Origin of the sequence: Brevibacillus parabrevis (assembly GCF_003710905.1) — a bacterium.
Lineage (GTDB): Bacteria > Bacillota > Bacilli > Brevibacillales > Brevibacillaceae > Brevibacillus > Brevibacillus parabrevis.
Map to the genome: position 1 here is coordinate 56,529 of NZ_RHHV01000005.1, position 20,550 is coordinate 77,078.

A 20,550-nucleotide genomic window follows, 5' to 3' on the forward strand; every position below is an offset into this window, starting at 1 on the left:
ATGATGCGACATAATCGTTGGATCAAAAAGATAGCAAGCGTCGTGCTGACCAGTTCGCTGCTCATGCCGAACATTGCTGTTGCCGAGGCGAATCTTTTGCCGAAGCAGGCAGCTTCCCGTGCTGCGGATGAAAGCGCCACGACGAAGAAATGGCTTTCCGCTTATCAGGCAGCTTTGCAGGCCGGAGCGGGAGCAAAGGAAAAGCAGCCGGATGAGCAGCCGACCTACACAAAGGCAGAGGTCATGAAGCTGGAGTGGGGGCCGCTTTCAGCCGAAAGTGTCTGGCAGTTGTACCAGACTGGTGACAGAAAATTGCTGCAACTTGCGGCGTATGTGCACCCGCAGCTCGACCAGTTTTTGTCGCATAACGAGCAGGTCGACAAGTATCAATGGCTGGACGAGGCGTTCCAGAAGAAGATGGACGGCCTAACGGCAGCCGAGAAAAAGCAGTTGGCGGCGTATGCACCACAGGTTGTCGCTTTGCACGAAAAAGGCAAGGAGGTGGCTGCGGCGAAAAAAGCGCTCTCGCCAGCAGGCAAGGCGCAAGCGACAGAAAGCGCAGCGCCTGCCACACAAGCCGCGTCTGCACTGGCAAGCATCCCCGATGCCATGTTCGAAACGGAAGGCTTGACCTACAAATACCAGCGCACCAATACGGACAATCCGGTGGACGAGCTGTACCGGGCGGCAAACGTGCAGGAAGTGGATGTGCAGCTGGAAGGCAAGCACGGCATGGACTTGACGGTCGAGCGCCGCTACTCGTCGCTGGATGCGATGACGGAAAGGATTTACTTTTCCACATCAGGCAAAAACAAAACAGCTCCGCTGCAAGGAAACAACGATGGTTTGCCGGAAGGCTGGAGCTTTAATTTTCCGCAGTTTCAGGAAGTGTCCAAAGAAAACGCGAAGTGCACGTTCCGATCGGATGATTCCAAATATACATGCGGTGCGGTAAGTGAGGGAAAGCGCTACATTTTTACGTTGGAAGACGGGACGATTCTTGAGTCTTCTTCTATCAAAGGGGAATGGGTGAATACGCCGTACAAGCCAAATGCCGGCATGGGGTCCTACCGCCAGCCTTCCGGGGAGTTTGGCGAGAAGCATATTGTGACGCTGTCCGTAGATGGCAACACGTATGAATTTGGCGAGGATCATAAATATCGCAATGATGAGCTGTATCGGATTTTCCTGGTCAAAAAGACGAATGCCTACGGAGATACCATCCGCTACCGCATTCCTGAGGACTACCAGGATTCGATTCGAATCACAGACAGCGTCGGCCGCCTGATCGTTATGGAGCGAGGCGGTGGTGCCGTTCTCAAAGTTTACCAGGATGACAGCGAGACAAAATTGCTGAAGTATCTCGAATACGATTCGGATTACGCTACCAACAAAGATCGGGTTGTCGAGCATAGCGTCACAGGGGGAGAAAGCAAGGTCATTGCCGAGTACAGCTATCTCGATCCGAAAACATACGGGAAAGCCGAGTTCGATCTGCATGCCGGATATAGCTTCCCTGCGCCGAATGGCGTGATTGACTTCAACGACGGCGGCCTGGAATCTACCGCGTATACGAATCTCGACAAGGAGAGAAGAAACACCGTCGAATACAAGCTGCTCAAGCAAGTCAACTATCCGGTCGAAGGCTTGTCCATGACCTATACGTACAGCTTGTACCAGCCGGATGCTCCAGGGTTCCTCGACCGGGGCGTTACACGGATTTATCACGACAAGGAAGCGCTGACGTACACCAGCTATTTGCCTGTCACAGCGGTCAATTTCCGTTTTGCGAAAACGCCGCATCCCGATCAGCCTGGCACAGAATGGTATTCGTATACCAAGTATTATCCGCACATTACAAAAGAAATCTGGAAGTCGCCCAAAGCGCAATCGGTTCGGTTTGCCAAGCAGTCGCTTGCCAGAGACGGGGCATTGGTCGTGTCCAGAACGTTGCAGGACGGGCTGCCAAGTGAAGATAAAAGCTACACCCCTAACCAGGATCGCAATTTTGTGCTGCAATCGGTCAAAAATTACGTGGGCAGCGGAGCAGATAACGAGACGATTCAAGGAGAGCTTGCCCTGACAGAAGACGGCAAAACGTACCGCTACGCGCCGGCGAGCTACACCAGCTATTTGTACAGGGGACGGGATACAAAACCGGCTTATGTGTACAGCTTCATGGGCCGCCCTGCTTCCATGACTGCGGATGCGGACATCTACGCGTTTCTGCTCGCTCCCAATCCCGATCGGCTGGACAAAGTCCAGGCAAGGCTTGGCCGCTACGCGTTAGTTAGCGAATACAGCTACAACTCGCACGGGGAAGTGACCAGAGAGGTCGATCCGAAAGGCAACGTGACGTTGCGGGAGTACGTCCAGCCGATTTGGCAATCCGGGCTGCGGATGCCAGCGAGCATAAAGAAAACGGCTGCGGACAACCCGAGTCATTTTCACGAGGAAACGTATACGTATACCGATAAAGGACTTTTGGCAACGGAAAAAATCGTCGACTCTTACCCGGACGGGGCGGGAGCCAAGGTGGTGCAAACAGACCGCACCTACACATACAACGACAAAAAACAGCTCACCTCTGTCACGGAAGCGAGCACAGGACCAGATGCGAAAACCGTGACGCAAAAAATCACTGCCTACGAGCCGATGGGCCTGTACCCTGCGGATATGAGCCTGGAGGTGGAAGTGGCGACGGGGCAGAAGCAAAGCCTGTACCACGTCTTTGGTTATGACGGACTCGGCCGCCTGACCGCTCGTGCTTATCCGGATAACACCGTTGTTCAGTACGAGTACGACTTGCTCGGCCGCCGAACAAAAGAAAGCGTGACCAGCAAGCAACAGACGAGGACGACGACGTATGCCTACGACGACTCTGCGCGCAAGGTGACGATGACGTTGCCAGACAGCACGAAGCTGGTGACGCAGTTCACGCCTTACGGGGAAGTGGAGTACAAGGCGCAGTTGGGCACGGACGGCACTGTGCGCCCGCTGCTTTACAACACCTATTCGCTGGACGGCAACCATCTTTTGTCCAGCGCTCCGTACGCTGACAACAATCGGGCGACTACGTACGTCTATAATGCTGACGGCAGCGTCTGGCAGAAAAAAGACCCGGTCGGCACCACCGTTTACTTGACCGCCAACACGGTCAACGACGGAACCAGCTATGCGCCGGCGCTCACCCGCCTGACCTTGGCGCCAAACGGCTTGCAAGCTGTGCAGTACCACGACCGCTACGGGCAACTGGAAAAAGAAGTCCAGCGGGCTGGGGATGGCGTGCAAAGCATGACGACCAAGCTCGTCCGCAACGCTTTTGACCAGGTAACGAAAAAGACGGAAACAGACCAGACAGGCAAAAGCCGCACATGGGAGTATCGCTACACCAATGACGGCAACATCACCAACCTGCTCGATCCCGAACAAAACCGCTACCAGTACGAGTACGATGCCCTCGGCAATCTGGTGACTGTGACGGAAAATCAGGTACTGACGACAAGAAATCATTACAATGCCCTGTCGTGGAAGCTGAGCGAGCAGGACGTGCCATCTGGCGCGACCGAATCTTATTATTTTAATCAGAATGGTACGCTGAACACATTTACCGACAAGACAGGAAATCGCCACTCTTATCGATATACGCCGTTTAACGAGTTGGCAAGCCTGATGACCCGCAACGCTTCCGGTACCGTGACCAATTTGGAAACCAAAGACTACGTTCCGAATACGTCACTGGTCCAGAAAGAAACAAACAGCAATGGGGCGGACATCACCCCGACGGCCAGCAACTACCGCGAGATCACGTACAGCTACGATGCCTTCCAGCGCTTGAAAAGCCAGACCGTTTTTGGACGCACCTACCAAATGGGCTACACGGATCGCGACGATCTCATGGATTCGTTGACGTACCCGGATGGCACAGCAATCGCTTATCGATATGATCATGCTGGTCGTCTCATCGAGGCCAACAGCGGACTGACGGGAAAAATCGAGTACGCTTATGTCGTGGACAATACCGGAGAGCAAATCAAGGCGGCATATCCGAATGGTCGCAGCAACAAGCGCAAAATCGATTCTTTCGGGCAAGTTCAAACTGTTGTGCACGAGAAAAATCAAGCTGCGGTCTGGAATGAAGCGAGCCAATATTCTTTTGGCAACGTGGTGTCCATCCAGCGCAACGGCACGACTCTTCAGTACGAATACGACAAAATCGACCGCTTGACCAAGGAAGTGGCTCCCGGCACGACGAATCAATACTCATACGACGGCCGCGGCAACCGCTCCGCTTTTGCAGGCACTTTGCCAACCGAATCCGGCAGCTTCACCTACGCCTTCGATGAGCGCAACCGCCTGCGCGGCGTCTTGAACGAAACGACAGGCGAGACGTCTGCCTACACGTATTACAGCGACGGCCTGCGCGCCACGAAAACGGAGAACGGTGCGCAAACCAAGTACGTCTACCTGAGCGGCAAAGTCATCGAAGAACTGGACGCAACCAACGCGCTCAAGGCGCGCAACGTCTGGGGCAACGAACTGCTATTCCGCCAGGACGCTGCGGCTGGCAAAAAGGGCTACTACCACTACAACAGCCACGGAGATGTCGTGGCAATCTCGGACGCAACTGGCCAGGAGCTGAACACGTACACATACGACACGTGGGGAAATCTCACCGCCAAAACGGAGGCGATGTCCAATCCGTATCAGTACAGCGGCGAGATGTACGAGGAGAAGACCGGGTTCTACTATTTGCGGGCGCGGTATTACGATCCGAAGGTAGGACGGTTTGTTTCGGAGGATACGTATAAGGGGCAAGTGGATAATCCGTTGTCGCTGAATCGGTATGTGTATGTGAGTAATAATCCGCTGAGGTTTGTGGATCCAAGTGGGCATAAGCAACTGGAGTTTACAACTGGTGGACAAGAAAGAGTTAATTCTACTGGTTTAACATTTGAAGACGCATCGATTTATTGGGCGAAAAAGACGGTAGAATGGGCAGATGCTACAGGAAAGGTTCCTTATGATTGTGTAGCAGAAGTTGTACCAGCGGAATACGTTGAGGAAGTTAAAACGATTGTAGGATTCGTTGGTGGCAAGAAGTGGGCGGAAGAAGCAGGGGACATTTCCACACTAGGAGTGTCTGCGGCTGGAGCGGGTGCAGCTGCTGGTACTTTGAAAAATTTGGGGAATATCGCTGCAAAAATTGAATCTAATGCCATGGCGCAGCTAACGAAAATAGAGCAGACTGCTGGAGGGCATTTCTTCTCGAGACATGGCGCGCAAACAACGCTTGCCCAACAATTGCAAAGAGCAACTACTGGAGTAACTCCAGATGGAGTTATTGGTCGTGCAGTTGACTCATCTCGTTTTCTTACACATCAGAAACAACTAAATGCTGTTCAACGAGCAGATACTATTTTTAAGCAAACTGGAAAAAACTCTTTCTATTTCGATATGGGTGAGATAATTGGGGAAGGGTATTTATCAGGTGGGGGGAGCATAATCAATACGACTAAAGTTCAAGCTGTGTATAGAGAGGGGAAATTGATTACGTTGTACCCTAAGTTAAGATAATCAATTATCAATTTTTGGAGGTATAACATGAAGGTAGTGAACCCACACTTTTTGTCTGTTTTTTTAGTTCCAATAACGGGGCTAGCTGATGCTGACGAGGCCATAGAACATTATAAAAATATTGAATTACTAACAGAAGAACAGTATAAAGAAGTCATCAGAGAAACGCTTGTAGAATATTTTCAAAATCTTGAGGAAGATGTAAAGAGAAAATCAAAATTAGCCCTTAGTTATTGTTTAACGAAACCAACAGTTGATTTTGAAAGTGTATTTGAATCACTGCTTCCACCATTTGACCTTCCGCCTAATGCACGAGATTTCTTTTTATGGCTTTGGGAAGAATTGTTTATTGGTGAAAGTTATGAGTTAGCTGATGCAGAATCATACAAGGTTGTCGCAGATATGTATGAGCCACTCCGCTCTACAAAAAACTAATCTATACTAAAAATTTTGGATGTTAGGAATAGTTGGCGACCATCTAGTGCCTGGCCCTAAACGAGTAATGAATAGCTCGGATGGGGCTTTTTTTACACTGATTCTATGAAATGAAGTGGCAATATGTTAGGGCTACCCTCGCTTCGGCATTGAGCGACCATGTCAGCTAAGCGAATTGAATACTGTGACTTGCAGCATGCAAAATTTGATAACCGAATGATTTGATCAAAAGGATTTTAGCTGACTCCAAAAGTATCTTACTCATGAAGTAGTACGTACTGTCCGATACGAATAAATAATGAATGATGGCTATTGGACTGTTTGATCACCAAAATTACTCCCCAAAAAAGGAGGCCCCACATGGACCTGGACAAACTCAGCAAAGAACTCTCATACGCCCTCAGGCACGCCCCGCACGAATATGAGCTGGAGCTGGATGAGAACGGCTGGGTAGACGTGCAGCAGCTATTGGAAGCATTGAGGGAAGCAAAGCGGTGGAGGGAGGTTAAGGAAGAGCATTTGTTTCAAATGATCGAAGCCTCCGCGAAAAAACGTCATGAAATATCGGGCGGAAAAATTCGGGCCTTGTATGGTCACTCCGTACCGCAGAAAATCTCGAAGGAGAAAAAACAACCGCCGGAAGTGCTGTACCACGGGACGGCGACACGGTTTGTAAGTTCCATCATGGAAAGCGGCCTCTTGCCAAAAGGCAGGCAATACGTACATTTGTCAGAGGATACAGAAACCGCGCTGCAAGTCGGGAAAAGAAGAGATGAAAAGCCTGTCTTGCTGAAAATTCACGCGAAAAAGGCATGGGAAGAGGGAACTGCCTTTTATTTTGGCAATGAAAAAGTATGGCTGGCGGACGAGATTAGCGCAAAATATATCACGATTTGCTAGGATGCTCCTGCTGATGCGCGAAAAATCCATCCAGAAGTTCCGACACGAAAAGCTTATTCCCACTCAAGCAACGAAGGGAATAAGCTTTTTGCGTGCTCATAATCAATAGCGAAAAGGGACAAGCGACCATGCCAGCAAGCCCTCAAGCAAGGGAAAAAGAACGGAGCTTCATTACCAGCAAGCAGTCTAAAAGGCAGAGGATAGCTGCCGAGACATGTTCCTGCTGCCAAACCAATGTAATGTGTGGCATTTTTTCTATTCATACGTCTTCTATATAATAGTTCGATTTAGCTTCCGGAACACCAGCCAACAAGGCCCTTTTCAGCAAACAAGGAGCTATCATGCCAAAAAAATCCGAGGTTGATTAGCAGCACGAACGGGACGGGATGATGAATGGAACTTCCATTTCGCAAGTGAAAGTAAATAAAAATAGAAGATAGAGCAAGGAGAGAAACAAACTCATGCATATCCAGCGACTGCAAGCAGATCAGCCATACCTGTCCCAAATCGTGCGTTTATGGAATGACAACGCCCAAGAAACAGCAGATTGCTCGCTGAGCGAAGAAGAGGTGGAGGCAATCGGGCAGCAGCTGGCTGATTACGTACAGTCTCCGTATGGAATGGTACACATCGCTGTTGACGACGAGCAAAAACTGGTTGGCTACGGCCTTGCTTCCCTCAAAAAAGACATGCTCACAGAGGAGTACATAGGCCAAGTAGATGAGCTTTACGTCGTCCCAGCCTACCGAAAGCAAAAAGCGGGGCAAGCCATTTTTCATAGCCTGAAAAGCTGGCTGGAAAACCAAAACGTTGTGGCGATCCAGGTGTTTGTCGACGTGGATAACGCATCGGCGCAAGCATTTTGGGAGCGCACAGGATTCAGCAAGGAATTTTATGTGATGTCGGAAGAGGAGTAAAAATGAAGGAACGAAACTCGCATAGCAGCATCGTAAAAAGGGACTTCCCCAGCAGAATTTGCAAAAGCTGGGGAAGTCCTTTTTTTTGGCAGCAAGCTTTCCCAAAGTGCCTAATGTGAGGTGCTTTCTGTTCCCTCTAGGTCGATCGTTCCAATCCCGCCATTTCCCTATAGTTCGAACTAACGATTCTTGCTGGAAAGCACTCTATCAATTTGGAAAATCAAACCACAATTTAGTAGAATAGCTGTATAGAACATATGTATCCATAATTGGACCGAAAGGAGAACACCGCGTATGCGTCTGGCTGTCACAGTCAAAAGCATTGGCAAGCGCAAAAATGCCCTTAGCCGCATCCCGGTCGAGCTGCTGCCATCTCCCCGGACATTGCGGGAGCTGATTGCCGGATTGGTAGAGTGGAATATTCGGGGGCTGCTCGAAAAACAGCAGCAGGTAGCGCTTGTTCCTTACTTGACCGCCGAAGAAGTACAGGAGCAGGCGGAGATTGGCAAAGTGGGCTTTGGCGCTGTCTACAATGACGGGGTTCCAGATGTGCAGCAAGCTGTCGACACAGCGATTCTCGCTTTTGAAGACGGCTTGTATCGCGTGTTTGTTTGCGAGCGGGAAATCGAGGCATTGGATGAGCCGCTTGCTTTAAAAGAGGACGATGAGATCGTGCTGATCCGGTTCACGATGTTGGCTGGGAGATTATGGTGAGAGGGGAGCACCCAATGAGTCATGAAGAAAAAGAGCAAGCATACGAAGAATTGATCCAGGCTCGAATCCAGGCAATTGCGAAAGAAGATCGGGATTTCGCCCATTTGCTTGTCGAGCTGAGCAAACAGAGATACATCGATGAAGACAACATGAACGAGTGCAGAAGTTTTCTGCTGGAGCGGGCAGCGGGGGAGGAGAGCCGTCTGTTCGAGCCGCTCGTCCAAATCGTGGGACAGTTGCTGGAAAGCGAGCAGGCTGAGGTGTTGCGCCATATTGTAGTGCATGCCTCGGAATATCCGTTCGCCCAAGGCTATGCGCGTCGGCCGTTCCGTACAGCTGAGGCAGCGCCGAAAATGGGACTCATCGTTCAAAAGGCAATCGCGCTGATGGTCATGGACAGGGAGCAGTTCAAAATGTCGGATTATTTGACCACGACAGACTACTCTCCGGCGAGAAACTACCAGATTCGCCATGTTATTGGCGACGTGATCGGCTTCGAGCTGGACCGGGGCAACCAGCAAGTGCGCGAGGCACTCAAAGAGATCATTTACGGGGAAAACCAGACAGCGCTGCTCACTCACGAAATGATCAAAGGGATTGTCATGAGTCACCAGGAAGACATGTACCAAATGCTCGGGGAGCTGTTAAAAGCGGCTCGTCTGCAAGAAGGGCTGCGGCAGAGCATCGTCGAACGGATGGACGAGGGTACGCTTGCGGCAAATTTGTACATGCTCAAGCTGATCATCGACGAAGGCTACATACGCTACAGTTCCGTAGTCCGGGCACTGGGCGTCTGGACGGGCATGTCTCTGGAAGCGGCCAATCAACGGGTGGCTGGACAGTTGATCGAGCAGGCGTACCGCGCTTTGACAGAAGCAGATGTGCGCGAGCAGTGGCTGGCGAGCAGCCATGCCAACGAGGTTTACATTGCGCTCTGGGCGACAGCCGTCCATGAGGAAAAAGACTTGTACGAGCAGATTGAGCGGTTGATGCGCGAGGGACAGCGTCACCAGAAGATCGTTGCGCTGTACGTGCTGGCGAACAGCCAAAACCGCGAACTGCGTCTGCGATTGGCTCGCGAGCAGCTTCATGAGACTGATCCCGAGCTGCAATACTGGGTACTGATGAATTACTGCTACCAATACTACCCGCTCTGGCGCAAGCCTGGAACAGAAGCGGACGGCCCGACGATTACGTTTGAGCAGGTAGAGGCGCTGAAGGACAAAAACGAGCGGCAGCGTGATTTTTCACTCTTGCTCGCGATGTTTGACGTAATGGAAAAAGAATACTCGGCTCCGTCCAAAGCTCTCGATTTTGTCCATATCCAGTACACGTCCGATTTGCCTGTGCAGAAAATGCTGTACATAGCGGCATACGATATGGACAGCGACTGGATTGCCCAGCTCATCTCGCGCAAAGACAAGATGAGCCCTGACCAGCGCGGCGCCATGCTGTCCCATTTTATGAGCGACAAGGAGCGCCCGGCGCTGCGATCATTTATTTTTGAGAGCCTGACGGACAAAAGCATGAAAAACCGCGAGCACGCGCTGGAACAAGCCAAAGAAATGAGCCTCGCGGACGAGGAACTGCTTCCGATGGAGGAACTGTTGAAGCTCAAGACGGGTTCGCTTCGCCAAAGCACGATTGGGCTGTTGCTCAGCCAGCCGGAAGAGATTTTGAAGTCTTCCCTGACCAGACTGCTTTCGGCCAAAAATGAGTTGCAGCGACTGGGCGGACTGGAAGTTTTGACAGAAGTGAAAAGCGATGCTTCGCGCCAGGAGCAGTTTGAACGTTTGCAACCGTTGGCAGAGCTGATCGCTGAGCCGACGGCAAAAGAAAAAGCCGTTCTGGACAAGCTGGTGCAAACAAGCAGTGCAGGACGAGCGGAAGGCTTCGGGTTGTATGATCCTGAGCAGACAGAGCCGTGGTTGCTGGAAGAAAAGGACACGAGCACGTTTTCTTTTGAAAAAGACGCCTTCACGTTGTCCCTGAATGAAATCAAAGCTTTTCTGCAAGGGCTGGACGAACTCGTGCACAAGCATCGCGATGTGGAGTACGTGTCCGAATACTATTCCGGCTACAAAGACACGCTTTTGATCGGCACGAATTTGCGCGAGCTGTATCCGCATCGTTGGCACCAAACCGGGGAAGAACAAGGCTCGCGTCTGGAGTGCTACCCGCTCGCCGAAGAGTGGCGGGCCTATCTGCTGGAGAGCAAGCTGTCGGCTCACGAGCTGATGCAGCTTCACTACTATACGATACTGGAGCCGTTGGATCGGACGCTGGACGGCTTGTACAGCTATTTTTCCGACGAGATGGAGTACAGCGAATTGCAGAAGCACAAGCTCCTGGAAGGTTGGCGCAAGGAGTTTGTCGAGGAAGCTTATCCGCTTGCGAAAATAATGGAGATTCAGGAAGCGTTCAAGGCGTTGACTTACAACAACCAGGTCAGGCAGTTGATTCAGGCTTTTTATCATGACAGCGACAAGCAGGAAACGTTCCGTTTGACCGATTCGGCTGTCCACAAGCTGATTGCAAACATGCGTCCATACGAGTCCAAAAACTCCACGGGAGTATTTGAGTTGCTGGCGCAGCCATGGCTGAACATGACCCGGACTCGCGTGTACGATGATGCGTCGTTCAAAGAGTTTTACCATACCGTATTCGCCTATGATCGGATGGTTCGCGACAAAAATGGCATGTCCTCTTACACTCTGGAAGAACGGCTGCGCGCTTTTGAAGCAGGGATGATTGGCGAAGCAGAGCTGTACAAGGCGCTGCTCGGCAGTGGCGACAGCAGCAGCTACCTGTGGACGATGACTTCCGGCAGGATCGATTCGCTGCAGGAGCGGCCGAAGGTGAAAGCTGTCCTCGATACAGTCGTGGATCGGATCGTCAGCATCGAGCTTGGTCGAGGAGACTTGGCTACAGAGGTGAGCTCTTTTGTGACAAGGCTTCAGCGATTCGAGGGCATGGACTACTGGGTGCGTCTTTTGGCCGGGCTTGACCAGGATGCTTTTGTCCGCGGTTACGTCTACAGCTACAATGGCAATTTGACGAAAAAGGAATCGTTCAGCCATCTGCTGAAAAACTGCCACCCGCGCACAGGCGAAGATGCTGCCCTGCTCGGCAAGCTGCTGAAAGAGCACAAAGGCATTACGGAAAAGCGTCTGCTCGAAGCCGCCATGTATGCGCCGCAGTGGATTGATATCGTAGCCGAGCACTTGGGCTGGGAAGGTTTGCGCAGCGCGGCCTGGTACTTCCACGCCCACATCAATGAAAGCTTTTCGGCGGAAAAGGAGACGGTGGTTGCCCACTACTCCCCGATTACGCCGCAAGAGTTCAACGATGGCGCTTTTGATATCAACTGGTTCCGCGAGGCGTATGACACGCTCGGGGAAAAACGTTTCAAACTGTTGTATGAGTGTGCCAAATACATTTCCGCAGGGGCCAATCACAGACGCTCGCAGCTGTTTGCCGATGCTACTTTGGGCAAGCTGGAGCTTGCAAAAATGCGGGATTCAGCGGCAGACAAGCGCAACAAAGACCATCTGCTCAGCTACAGCCTGATTCCGTTGCGTGATGAGCGCGAGCAAGATTTGCGCCAGCGCTATGATTTCATTCAACAATTTTTGTTGCAAAGCAAAAAGTTCGGTGCGCAAAGACGGGCGAGCGAAGGAGTGGCAGGGCAAATCGCGTTGGACAACCTGGCGCGCAATGCCGGATACAGGGACGTTATTCGTCTGAAATGGGACATGGAGGCACGCAAGCTCGACGAAATGCAGGCGTATTTCGAGCCATATGCACTCGATGAAGAAACGACTGTCCAGCTCGTAGTGGATGAGGAAGGGCAAGCAGAGATCAAATCCATTCGCAAAGGCAAAGAGCTGAAATCGGTTCCTGCCAAGTTCAACAAAGCCGAGCATGTGCTTCTGCTGAAAGAAATGAAGTCCGAGCTGACGGAACAGTATCGCAGGGCGCGCCAGGAGCTGGAGCGTTCCATGGTGTCGGGCAACACCTTTACCGGCAAAGAATTGGCGAAGCTCTACGGCAATTCGGTTATTCGTCCGCTGCTGAGCACATTGGTGTTCAAGTGCGGGGAGCATCTCGGCTACTACGAAGGGGAAATCGAGTCGCTACGCGATCCGTCCGGCAAGCTTGTCGGCCTGACAGACGAAGAGGAACTGCTGATCGCCCATCCGGTGCATCTTTTTGAAAGCGGGCTATGGAGCTTGTTCCAGCGCGATTTGTTCGAGCGCCAGCTTCGCCAGCCGTTCAAGCAAGTATTCCGGGAGCTGTATGTACCGAATGCGGACGAGCTTGCTCATGTGACGCATTCCCGCCGCTATGCGGGCTATCAGGTGCAGCCCAAGAAGACGGTTGCGTTGCTTAAGAGCAGACAGTGGACGGTCAGCTATGAGGAAGGGCTGCAAAAAGTGTTTTACGCGGAAAATCTGATTGCCAGCCTCCAGGCGCTGGCGGACTGGTTCTCGCCAGCGGATACGGAAGCGCCTACGCTGGAACATATTCAATTCCTCGACCGGAAAACGTACAAAAATGTCGGGCTGGATCAAATTCCGCCTGTTCTGTTCTCGGAAGTGATGCGTGACGTCGATCTGGTCGTCAGCGTTGCTCATGTCGGCGGCGTCGATCCAGAGGCCAGCCTGACGACGATCGAGCTTCGCCGTGTCATCGTAGCCGAATCGCTGCGCCTGTTGAAGCTCGGCAACGTGCGGCTGGAAGGCAACTACGCCCGCATAGACGGAAGCCTTGGCGAATTTGCTGTCCACTTGGGCAGCGGCATGGCGTACAAGCAGGCGGCAGGAGCGCTGCACATCGTTCCGGTTCATTCCCAGCACAGAGGACGCCTCTTCCTGCCATTCCTGGACGAAGATCCAAAGACAGCGGAGATTTTGTCCAAAGTCGTCATGCTTGCGGAAGACAGCAAGATCAAAGACCCGCAAATTTTGATGCAGTTGCGTTAGTTAACAATCTTTATAGCAATTCAGCGCATGCAGAGAGCCCCAAGAGCAGCATACTTGGGGCTCTTTTGTTGTAAAAGGATTGAAAGTGCGTGAGCTTATTACAAATTAAGAGAATATTTCTCGAAAAAATTACCTAGTTAGTAAGTCTTAGATAATTAGTGTTGAACGAGGGTTTCGTAAAAGGCCGCTTGTTTTGTATTTAATATATATAAAATAGTAATCTGAAGCTTTTAATACAAGGATATCTAATCGAATGACCACTGCTTGGGTGAAGATAACAGTTATGTATTACTCGATTGTTTAGTTCACAAAAACGTAACAAATGTTACCGTTTTGTGAAGAAATAAACATTTTTCATCCTTTAATGTAAAAATAAGGTATTTTGTTGGTTTCTGATTTATATGCTTATTCATTTAGTGATAGAGAGGAGTGAAAAGGTTACATGCTTGAACACTGGAAGGCAGTGTAGTGCATTTTTTAACTAGGGAAATATCATTTCAAACTTTGTGGGTAGTTATGGAGGTAGAAAATCAGTGAAGAAAATGAAACTGTTATCATTATTACTTCTAGCAACTATATCTTTGTTATCAACAAGTGCTGCAGCCCATGATGATCGTTGCAACGATTCTAGTTGCCACGTGTGGCGAGGTGGATTTAATACTGGGGATAAGGTCAGCGATTTGAAGTATTGGTTGGACTCCTCGGTTTCTAGTAACAACTATACTTCTATTTTAGATTTTGGAGCCTCGTCATGGAATGATATATCAGCAAATGTTTCACTTTCCAAAGTATCAAAAAAAGATGATTCACAGGTCAGGGCATATGTTTCTTATTATTCTCAATTTTGGGATGGACAGTGGGAGCCTTATTATACTGATTCAAAAGGAAAATTAAGTTTTGATAGCAATAACTTCGAAGATTGGAGCGTAGGAAACATTAGACTTAATTTGCAACAAATAGGAACAAGTTCTTCTAGTTTTAAAAAGAAAGTTGCTGTGCATGAATTTGGTCATTCTTTAAGTTTGGCACATAACAATGATGATGTATCAGTCATGAAACCAGGAGACCTTTCTTTTAATGTGCCTCAAAAAGCAGATAAAACCCATTTGAAAAATAGGTGGAAGTAATTTGGAGGGAAATAAACATGTTTGGAAAAATTGTAATGGCTTTAACAGCTTCGCTTGTAGCTGGATATGTCTACCTAGACAATCAGGTAGAAGTAAGAAACTCCCATGCATCCGTTACAGTGTATGAGAGTGTGAAGGATTTGGAAGAAGATGCTGACCTGATTATCATTGGGGAAGCAACTAATAAGACAGAAAACTATATAAGGTATCACGAAGATGGGGAAATTGATGATTATTCGACGAAAAGAATGGTGAAAGTCGAAAAAATATTTAAGAACCAATTGGATGAGAAAATTGCTGTCGGTGATGAGGTCGAAGTTTGGGAACCTAGTATCATCGTGAAAGATGATGTCATTGGAAAACAGCAGCGGACGATTGAAGGCTATCGGCTTATGCAAAATAAAAAGAAATATGTTTTATTTCTAAAGAAAAATACTTACTTTAATAACTTGGCTCCCTTAGGGGTTATTCAAGGTAAGTTTCCTCTCGATGAAGCAAGAAAAAGTTTACACTCTGTATACAAAGACGAATTTCAACATTATAACTTCCCTGAGTTTGACAAGTTGCAGAAAGAAGTTTCAAGTAAGTACAACATTGAATAACACAAGAAAAAGCTGTTGAAGTTGTTCAACAGCTTTTTCCTATTTACTAAAAGTACAACTACAAATTTCACAAAATTTTAATCCCACTAATAATAATCACAATAGAAATAACCCATCGCAAAAACACAGTCGGCACCTTGCAGGAGAGCCTGCTGCCGATGATTACTCCGGGGATGGAGCCAAGCAACAGCTGCATTACAATGAACAGATCAACCGTACCAAAGCTCATGTGGGCTAGACCTGCTGCACTGGTCAGGAAAAAAGCGTGGGCGATATCCGTGCCGACGACTTCTTTTCCGGAAAAGGCGAAAAAATGCATCAGGGCGATGGCGAACAGCGATCCGCTGCCGATGGAGGTCAGGCCGACAAGAAAGCCGAGGAGTGCGCCGACGGCAATCAAGACGAGACGTTTTTGGGCGAGAGGTTTTTGCTGCCACGTATTGAGCTGCGGCTGGCGGCGGTTCAGCAAGCTTTTGAGCAGCATGGCGATCGGTATGAGAATCAAGGCAAAGCCCAGTATCTTTTTAAAAATCTGATCGGCGGAAGTGACGTACAAATGAATCCAGTTCATCACATGGACAGCTGCGATAGCGCTGGGGATGCTGCCCAACGCGAGGTACAGCACGATGGAAAAATGGACGGTTTTTTGTCGCCAATGCTGCCATGTGCCAAAGATTTTTGTGATGGCGTTGTACACCAGGTCTGTGCCTACGGCGACGGTCGGCTGGATGCCTAAAAAAATCAGGATAGGGGTCAAAAGGGCAGCTCCGCCAACTCCGGTGAGCCCGACAAGAAAGCCCACCAACAGACCGACAATCGTCAGATGAAAGTCCATCCCGTGCATCCTTTCCTTGTCGCTTCTTAAATTCAACATCTATCTCTAAGATAAGCAAAAGCCCAGTATTGGTGAGCCTAAATTCTCATTTTCAAGGGGAGCGAATTATATTATCATTGGTTATACATTCCACAAAATTCTACTTTTTACGAAAAGGGGAATACATAACGCAATGTTTAATGAACGGAAAGCGTTGCAGATGACACTACAGGCCATGCTGGAGCAAAGGATGGTTCTGCGCCGTCAATACGTAGATCAGGACAAGCAACTGGGAGCAGACATCAAACAGCTTCTCAACCGGATTCGGGAAATGGACATGGAAGCCGGGATTGAAGCGGTTGAAGCATCTGAAGAAGTAGCGGTGGCTGCAGAGGAACTTCCAGCTGACATGGTGAAGCGCATCAAAGTAAGGAAGACGCACATTCGTCACAATTATCAGGAAGTGGCGGACTATATTGAGAACATTTTGCGGGAAAACATGTCTCCGATGTCACTTGTTGACCTTTGTTTGATTCTGAAGGAAAGACACGATGTTGAATTTGCCAGCCCTTACATCGGTGTACAGAAGTCATTGAAGTACCTGCCCCAGGTAAAGGTGGAAAAGGACGGAAGAAAGCTGATTTTTTCATTGGCCTAATACATTTTTGCGTACACAGCAAAAAGGCGACGTGCTAGCACGATCGCCTTTTTCTGTGAAAAACGTCTCAACGTTTTTCATGGAGTGAGAGTATTTGTATCGTTTACTGGAGGAATGCTTTGAGCATCCAGATATGTTTTTCCAGGCCGCTGCGGATGGACAACAGCATGTCTTCTGTTGCTTCGTCGCCTGCTTGCTCGGCAGCTTCCATCGCCAGTTTCAGTTCGTCTGTGAGAACCGAGAAGTCACGGGTGATGATTTCCACCATTTGCTCGGCGGTTTCATTGCCTTCCGCTTCCGCGATGCTCGCTGTGTTCAAACATGCAGCAAGGGTGCCTACAGGTTTGCCGCCAATCGAGAGAACGCGCTCTGCCAAAGCATCAATATGTCCGGCAGCTTCGGTGTACAGCTCTTCAAATTTCGCATGCAAGGTGAAGAAGTGAGGCCCTTTTACATTCCAGTGGAAGTTGTGCAGTTTTGTATACAGGACAGTCCAGTTCGCAACTTGTTTATTCAAAACGTTGAACAGTGTGTTTTCCATAGTGATGATCTCTCCTCTTTTTTAAATTAATTCCTTGTTTATAATTATTATAAACTAATACTCGTTATTGTCAAGCTTTTCATCCTGAAATCTTCGAGAAAGCAGGGAAAAAATCATGCAGCCAAGCATACACGCCGTCATTTTGGCGGGGGGAAAAAGCAGCAGGATGGGCGTGCCCAAAGAACAACTGCCATGGCGAGAGGGAACATTTCTGACCGAGCTGGTCAAAGAAGTAGCAGCGGCAGGCATGCCTTGCCTGATTGTTTCCAATGAACCGGAGCGTATCCCGGCAGAGGTGGCGGGACGTCCTGGCGTGCGGGTCACCCCTGATCTGGTGCCGTCCGCAGGGCCAGTGAGCGGGTTGGTGACGGCGCTGCGGCTGTGTACGGAAGAGGTACTGCTTGTACTGTCCTGCGACCTGCCGTTTATGGATCGTGAGCAGATTGCGCGACTGGTTGCTTGCGCAGACGATCAGGAAGCGGGCTGGGAAGCCGTCATTCCGTATGCGCAAGACAGGCTGCATCCGCTCTGCGCCTTGTATCGAAAAAGCACGCAGCCTGTCTGGGAACAAGCGCTTGAGCAAGGAGAGCTGCGGCTGATGAAGACGATTCAGAAGCTGGCGGTTTTACAGGTGCCGGATGGTTGGCTCGATCCGTGGGCGCTGTTCAATGCGAACACGCCGGAAGAGTACGACATCGCCTGCCGCGAGGAAAAGCGCAGAACAACAGGGCAGCAGTAGGCGCAGCTTTGCTTTGTGCGGGGGCGGACGAAAATGTTCAGGGTAAAATAATCCGCTGCGGCTGCGTATACACGTTCATTTTGTTGTGGCGAATGAAGCCGACAGCGGTTATTTGCAGCTCATCTGCCAGTTGCAGCGCCAGATCGGTCGGAGCCGATTTGGACAAGATGATGCCCGCGCCGATTTTGGCTGCTTTCAACAAAACTTCAGACGACAGGCGGCCGCTGAACACGAGAATTTTGTCGGTCGTGGAGATGTTTTCCCGCAGGCATTTTCCGTATATTTTGTCCAAGGCGTTGTGGCGGCCGATATCTGAATACTGCAGCAAGATTTGTTCAGGCGAGCAGAGGGCCGCATTGTGCACGCCTCCCGTTTGCCGATGGATGTCAGAGGAGGCTTGCAAGTCCTCCATGAGCCTGATGCACTGATCTGGAGTGACGGAAGTGGTGCCGCTGGCAGGCTTTGCCGTGCGGGCATCGCTGAAAAAGTAAAAAGATTGCCGGCTTTTTCCGCAGCAGGAAGTAATTCTGCGCTTCGAGTAAAAGCTCTGCGACAAAATCGTCGCTTTGTGCAAGTCTACGTAAGCTATGCCTTTTGCTTCATCAATTGTGATTTGTTTGATCTCTGCAAAGCTTTGGATCGCGCCTTCCGCAGCCAGAAAACCGACGACCATCTCTTCCAGATCGGCAGGCGTACAGACGATGGTAGCAAACTCTTCCTCGTTCAAAAAGATCGTGAGCGGGTATTCCGTGACGATTTTGTCGTCTTCCCAGACGTGGTGGTCAGCCGTAATTTTTAGGACGCTTCGGCTCGTTGTTTTGCTAAGCTCCGACATGATAACCTCCTGTGTGCATATAGTCGTAATCGATAGAAAAGCGATAAATAGATTTATAGAGAGGAAAATATTGTCTAGTGAGCGCTTACATGGTAGTATACTATGTAGAACTTTAAGTGTCATAATATTTCGTTCTTTCAGTAATCAGAACGATCCACAAAGCGAGATGGCACGGAACAGCGAACCTGTCACCGAACCTTTCGCAGCGATTTGCCAACCGAATACGAGGGCACGTGCTTGTTGATGCTGATGTAGCGTTCCTGCTGATGATTAACTGCTGTGTTTCATTGAACCGTTTGTTTCTGCATGCTTTGCATGTTGGGAACACAAGGGCTTCGATGAAATCAGCAGTTTTTCTTTTTGCTTTTCCAAAACCATTCTAAAGGAGATGAGTTCGATGGAGCAACAAGTGAAAAACCGCTGGCTGATTGCGCTGGCTGCGGTGGGAATCCATATCTCGATTGGATCGGTGTATGCATGGAGCGTATTTACCAAGCCGCTTACCCAGCAATTTGGCTGGGAACTGCCGGATGTGCAGTTTACTTTTAGCATCGCCATCCTGTTTCTCGGGCTGTCGGCTGCTTTTCTCGGCCATTACGTCGAAAAGCACGGACCGAGAAAAGCGGGAACGCTGGCCTCGATCTTTTTCGGAGTGGGCATCGTCGGCTCCGGGCTTGCGACCCAGTTAGCCAGTTTGCCGCTGCTGTACATATGCTACGGAGTGTTAGGCGGTATCGGGCTTGGAGTCGGTTATATCACTCCGGTGTCTACTTTGGTCAAATGGTTCCCGGATCGTCGCGGACTGGCGACGGGGTTGGCGATCATGGGCTTCGGTTTTGCTTCGATGATCGCAAGCCCGATCATGAATGCGCTGATTGAAAGTGCAGGAATTGCGAACACTTTTTACGTTTTGGGCATTGTTTATTTCATCGTCATGTTTGCTTCTGCACAATATTTGTCTCCGCCGCCGAAAGACTGGGTTCCCGCAGGCTTTTCCACAAACGGCGAAGCGGGCGACAAGCCGATCAAAAAAGATTTGTGCCAGCTGACGGCCAACGAAGCGATCAAGACGCGGCGTTTTTACTGGCTCTGGCTGATGCTTTTTATCAATGTGACTTGTGGAATCGCTGTCATTTCGGTCGCTTCCCCGATGGCGCAGGAAATGGTCGGCATGTCTGTGCAGACCGCTGCCCTGATGGTGGGGCTGAACGGCTTGTTCAACGGGGGAGGACGGATTGGCTGGGCTTCGCTGTCTGATTACATCGGCCGTGCCAACACGTATACAGCTTTCTTCGCGATCCAGATGGTGCTGTTTTTCCTTTTGCCGAACATGAGCAATCCGTTGCTGTTCATGGTTGCGATGTTCATCATCATGACGTGCTACGGCGGCGGGTTTGCATCGATTCCGGCCTACATTGGCGACTTGTTCGGCACAAGGCAGCTTGGCGCGATTCACGGCTATATTTTGACGGCTTGGGCGGCAGCCGGGCTGGCAGGCCCGATCTTTGCCGCATGGGTTCGGGAGACGACGAAAAGCTACACCGGGACGATGAGCGTTTTTGCGGCGATGTTCATTGTCGCCCTGCTCATTTCCCTCTTAATCCGAGTGGATATTAAAAAATTGAAGGAAGAAGCCAAACAAAGAGAAAAGTCTGTTGAATTGGCTAGTTGATCAATGGTAAAGTCATAGTAGAGAATGATTGGAA

14 protein-coding genes are annotated in these 20,550 nt (G+C 49.9%); 11 read left to right on the forward strand and 3 right to left on the reverse strand.

Translation table 11 applies throughout. The features are described 5' to 3' along the window. Positions 1 to 3 precede the first annotated feature (3 nt). From EDM60_RS03645 to EDM60_RS03680, 8 genes are all read left to right on the forward strand, one after another. Complete coding sequence (locus tag EDM60_RS03645) at positions 4 to 5,577, forward strand: RHS repeat domain-containing protein (RefSeq protein WP_122962725.1); 5,574 nt, start codon at positions 4 to 6, stop codon at positions 5,575 to 5,577. 27 nt (positions 5,578 to 5,604) lie between these two features. Beyond that, positions 5,605 to 6,012 (forward strand): hypothetical protein, encoded by a 408-nt coding sequence (locus EDM60_RS03650; protein WP_122962726.1) that lies wholly within the window; start codon positions 5,605 to 5,607, stop codon positions 6,010 to 6,012. Positions 6,013 to 6,372: 360 nt separating this feature from the next. Next, positions 6,373 to 6,912 (forward strand): RNA 2'-phosphotransferase, encoded by a 540-nt coding sequence (locus EDM60_RS03655; protein WP_122962727.1) that lies wholly within the window; start codon positions 6,373 to 6,375, stop codon positions 6,910 to 6,912. Between the two features lie 461 nt (positions 6,913 to 7,373). Continuing rightward, positions 7,374 to 7,829: a GNAT family N-acetyltransferase gene (locus EDM60_RS03660; RefSeq protein WP_122962728.1), complete on the forward strand. Its 456-nt coding sequence runs from the start codon at positions 7,374 to 7,376 to the stop codon at positions 7,827 to 7,829. Between the two features lie 294 nt (positions 7,830 to 8,123). Then, entirely contained in the window at positions 8,124 to 8,543 is a 420-nt protein-coding gene (locus tag EDM60_RS03665) for a hypothetical protein (protein ID WP_122962729.1), read from the forward strand. A gap of 14 nt (positions 8,544 to 8,557) precedes the next feature. Further along, a complete protein-coding gene (locus EDM60_RS03670) occupies positions 8,558 to 13,528 on the forward strand; it encodes a DUF4132 domain-containing protein (RefSeq protein WP_122962730.1) in 4,971 nt (1,656 codons plus the stop codon). Positions 13,529 to 14,070: 542 nt separating this feature from the next. After that, on the forward strand, positions 14,071 to 14,655 hold the full coding sequence (locus tag EDM60_RS03675; protein WP_229049937.1) for a matrixin family metalloprotease: 585 nt from the start codon (positions 14,071 to 14,073) through the stop codon (positions 14,653 to 14,655). 17 nt (positions 14,656 to 14,672) lie between these two features. Continuing rightward, entirely contained in the window at positions 14,673 to 15,257 is a 585-nt protein-coding gene (locus tag EDM60_RS03680; protein WP_122962732.1) for a hypothetical protein, read from the forward strand. A gap of 67 nt (positions 15,258 to 15,324) precedes the next feature. Here the strand turns inward: EDM60_RS03680 and EDM60_RS03685 are convergent, their stop codons facing one another. Further along, the gene (locus EDM60_RS03685) at positions 15,325 to 16,092 is read right to left on the reverse strand and encodes a sulfite exporter TauE/SafE family protein (RefSeq protein ID WP_122962733.1); all 768 of its coding nucleotides are present in this window, start codon (positions 16,090 to 16,092) and stop codon (positions 15,325 to 15,327) included. 172 nt (positions 16,093 to 16,264) lie between these two features. Between EDM60_RS03685 and EDM60_RS03690 the strand changes: the two genes are divergently transcribed. Continuing rightward, complete coding sequence (locus EDM60_RS03690; protein WP_122962734.1) at positions 16,265 to 16,729, forward strand: alpha-amylase family protein; 465 nt, start codon at positions 16,265 to 16,267, stop codon at positions 16,727 to 16,729. A 103-nt stretch (positions 16,730 to 16,832) separates the two neighbouring features. Here EDM60_RS03690 and EDM60_RS03695 read toward each other — a convergent pair whose 3' ends face one another. After that, positions 16,833 to 17,270 (reverse strand): Dps family protein, encoded by a 438-nt coding sequence (locus EDM60_RS03695; RefSeq protein ID WP_122962735.1) that lies wholly within the window; start codon positions 17,268 to 17,270, stop codon positions 16,833 to 16,835. A gap of 115 nt (positions 17,271 to 17,385) precedes the next feature. On the opposite strand from EDM60_RS03695, the gene mobA reads away from it, so the two are divergent. Then, positions 17,386 to 18,009, forward strand: a complete 624-nt coding sequence (mobA, locus tag EDM60_RS03700; protein ID WP_217364953.1) for a molybdenum cofactor guanylyltransferase — start codon at positions 17,386 to 17,388, stop codon at positions 18,007 to 18,009. A 37-nt stretch (positions 18,010 to 18,046) separates the two neighbouring features. On the opposite strand, the gene fdhD is transcribed toward mobA, so the two are convergent. Then, complete coding sequence (gene fdhD, locus EDM60_RS03705; RefSeq protein WP_122962737.1) at positions 18,047 to 18,844, reverse strand: formate dehydrogenase accessory sulfurtransferase FdhD; 798 nt, start codon at positions 18,842 to 18,844, stop codon at positions 18,047 to 18,049. 397 nt (positions 18,845 to 19,241) lie between these two features. Here fdhD and EDM60_RS03710 point away from each other — a divergent pair, with 397 nt between their 5' ends. After that, positions 19,242 to 20,516 carry an L-lactate MFS transporter gene (locus tag EDM60_RS03710; protein ID WP_122962738.1) on the forward strand — a complete coding sequence of 425 codons (1,275 nt, stop codon included), beginning with the start codon at positions 19,242 to 19,244 and terminating at the stop codon, positions 20,514 to 20,516. The last annotated feature ends 34 nt before the right edge of the window (positions 20,517 to 20,550 follow it).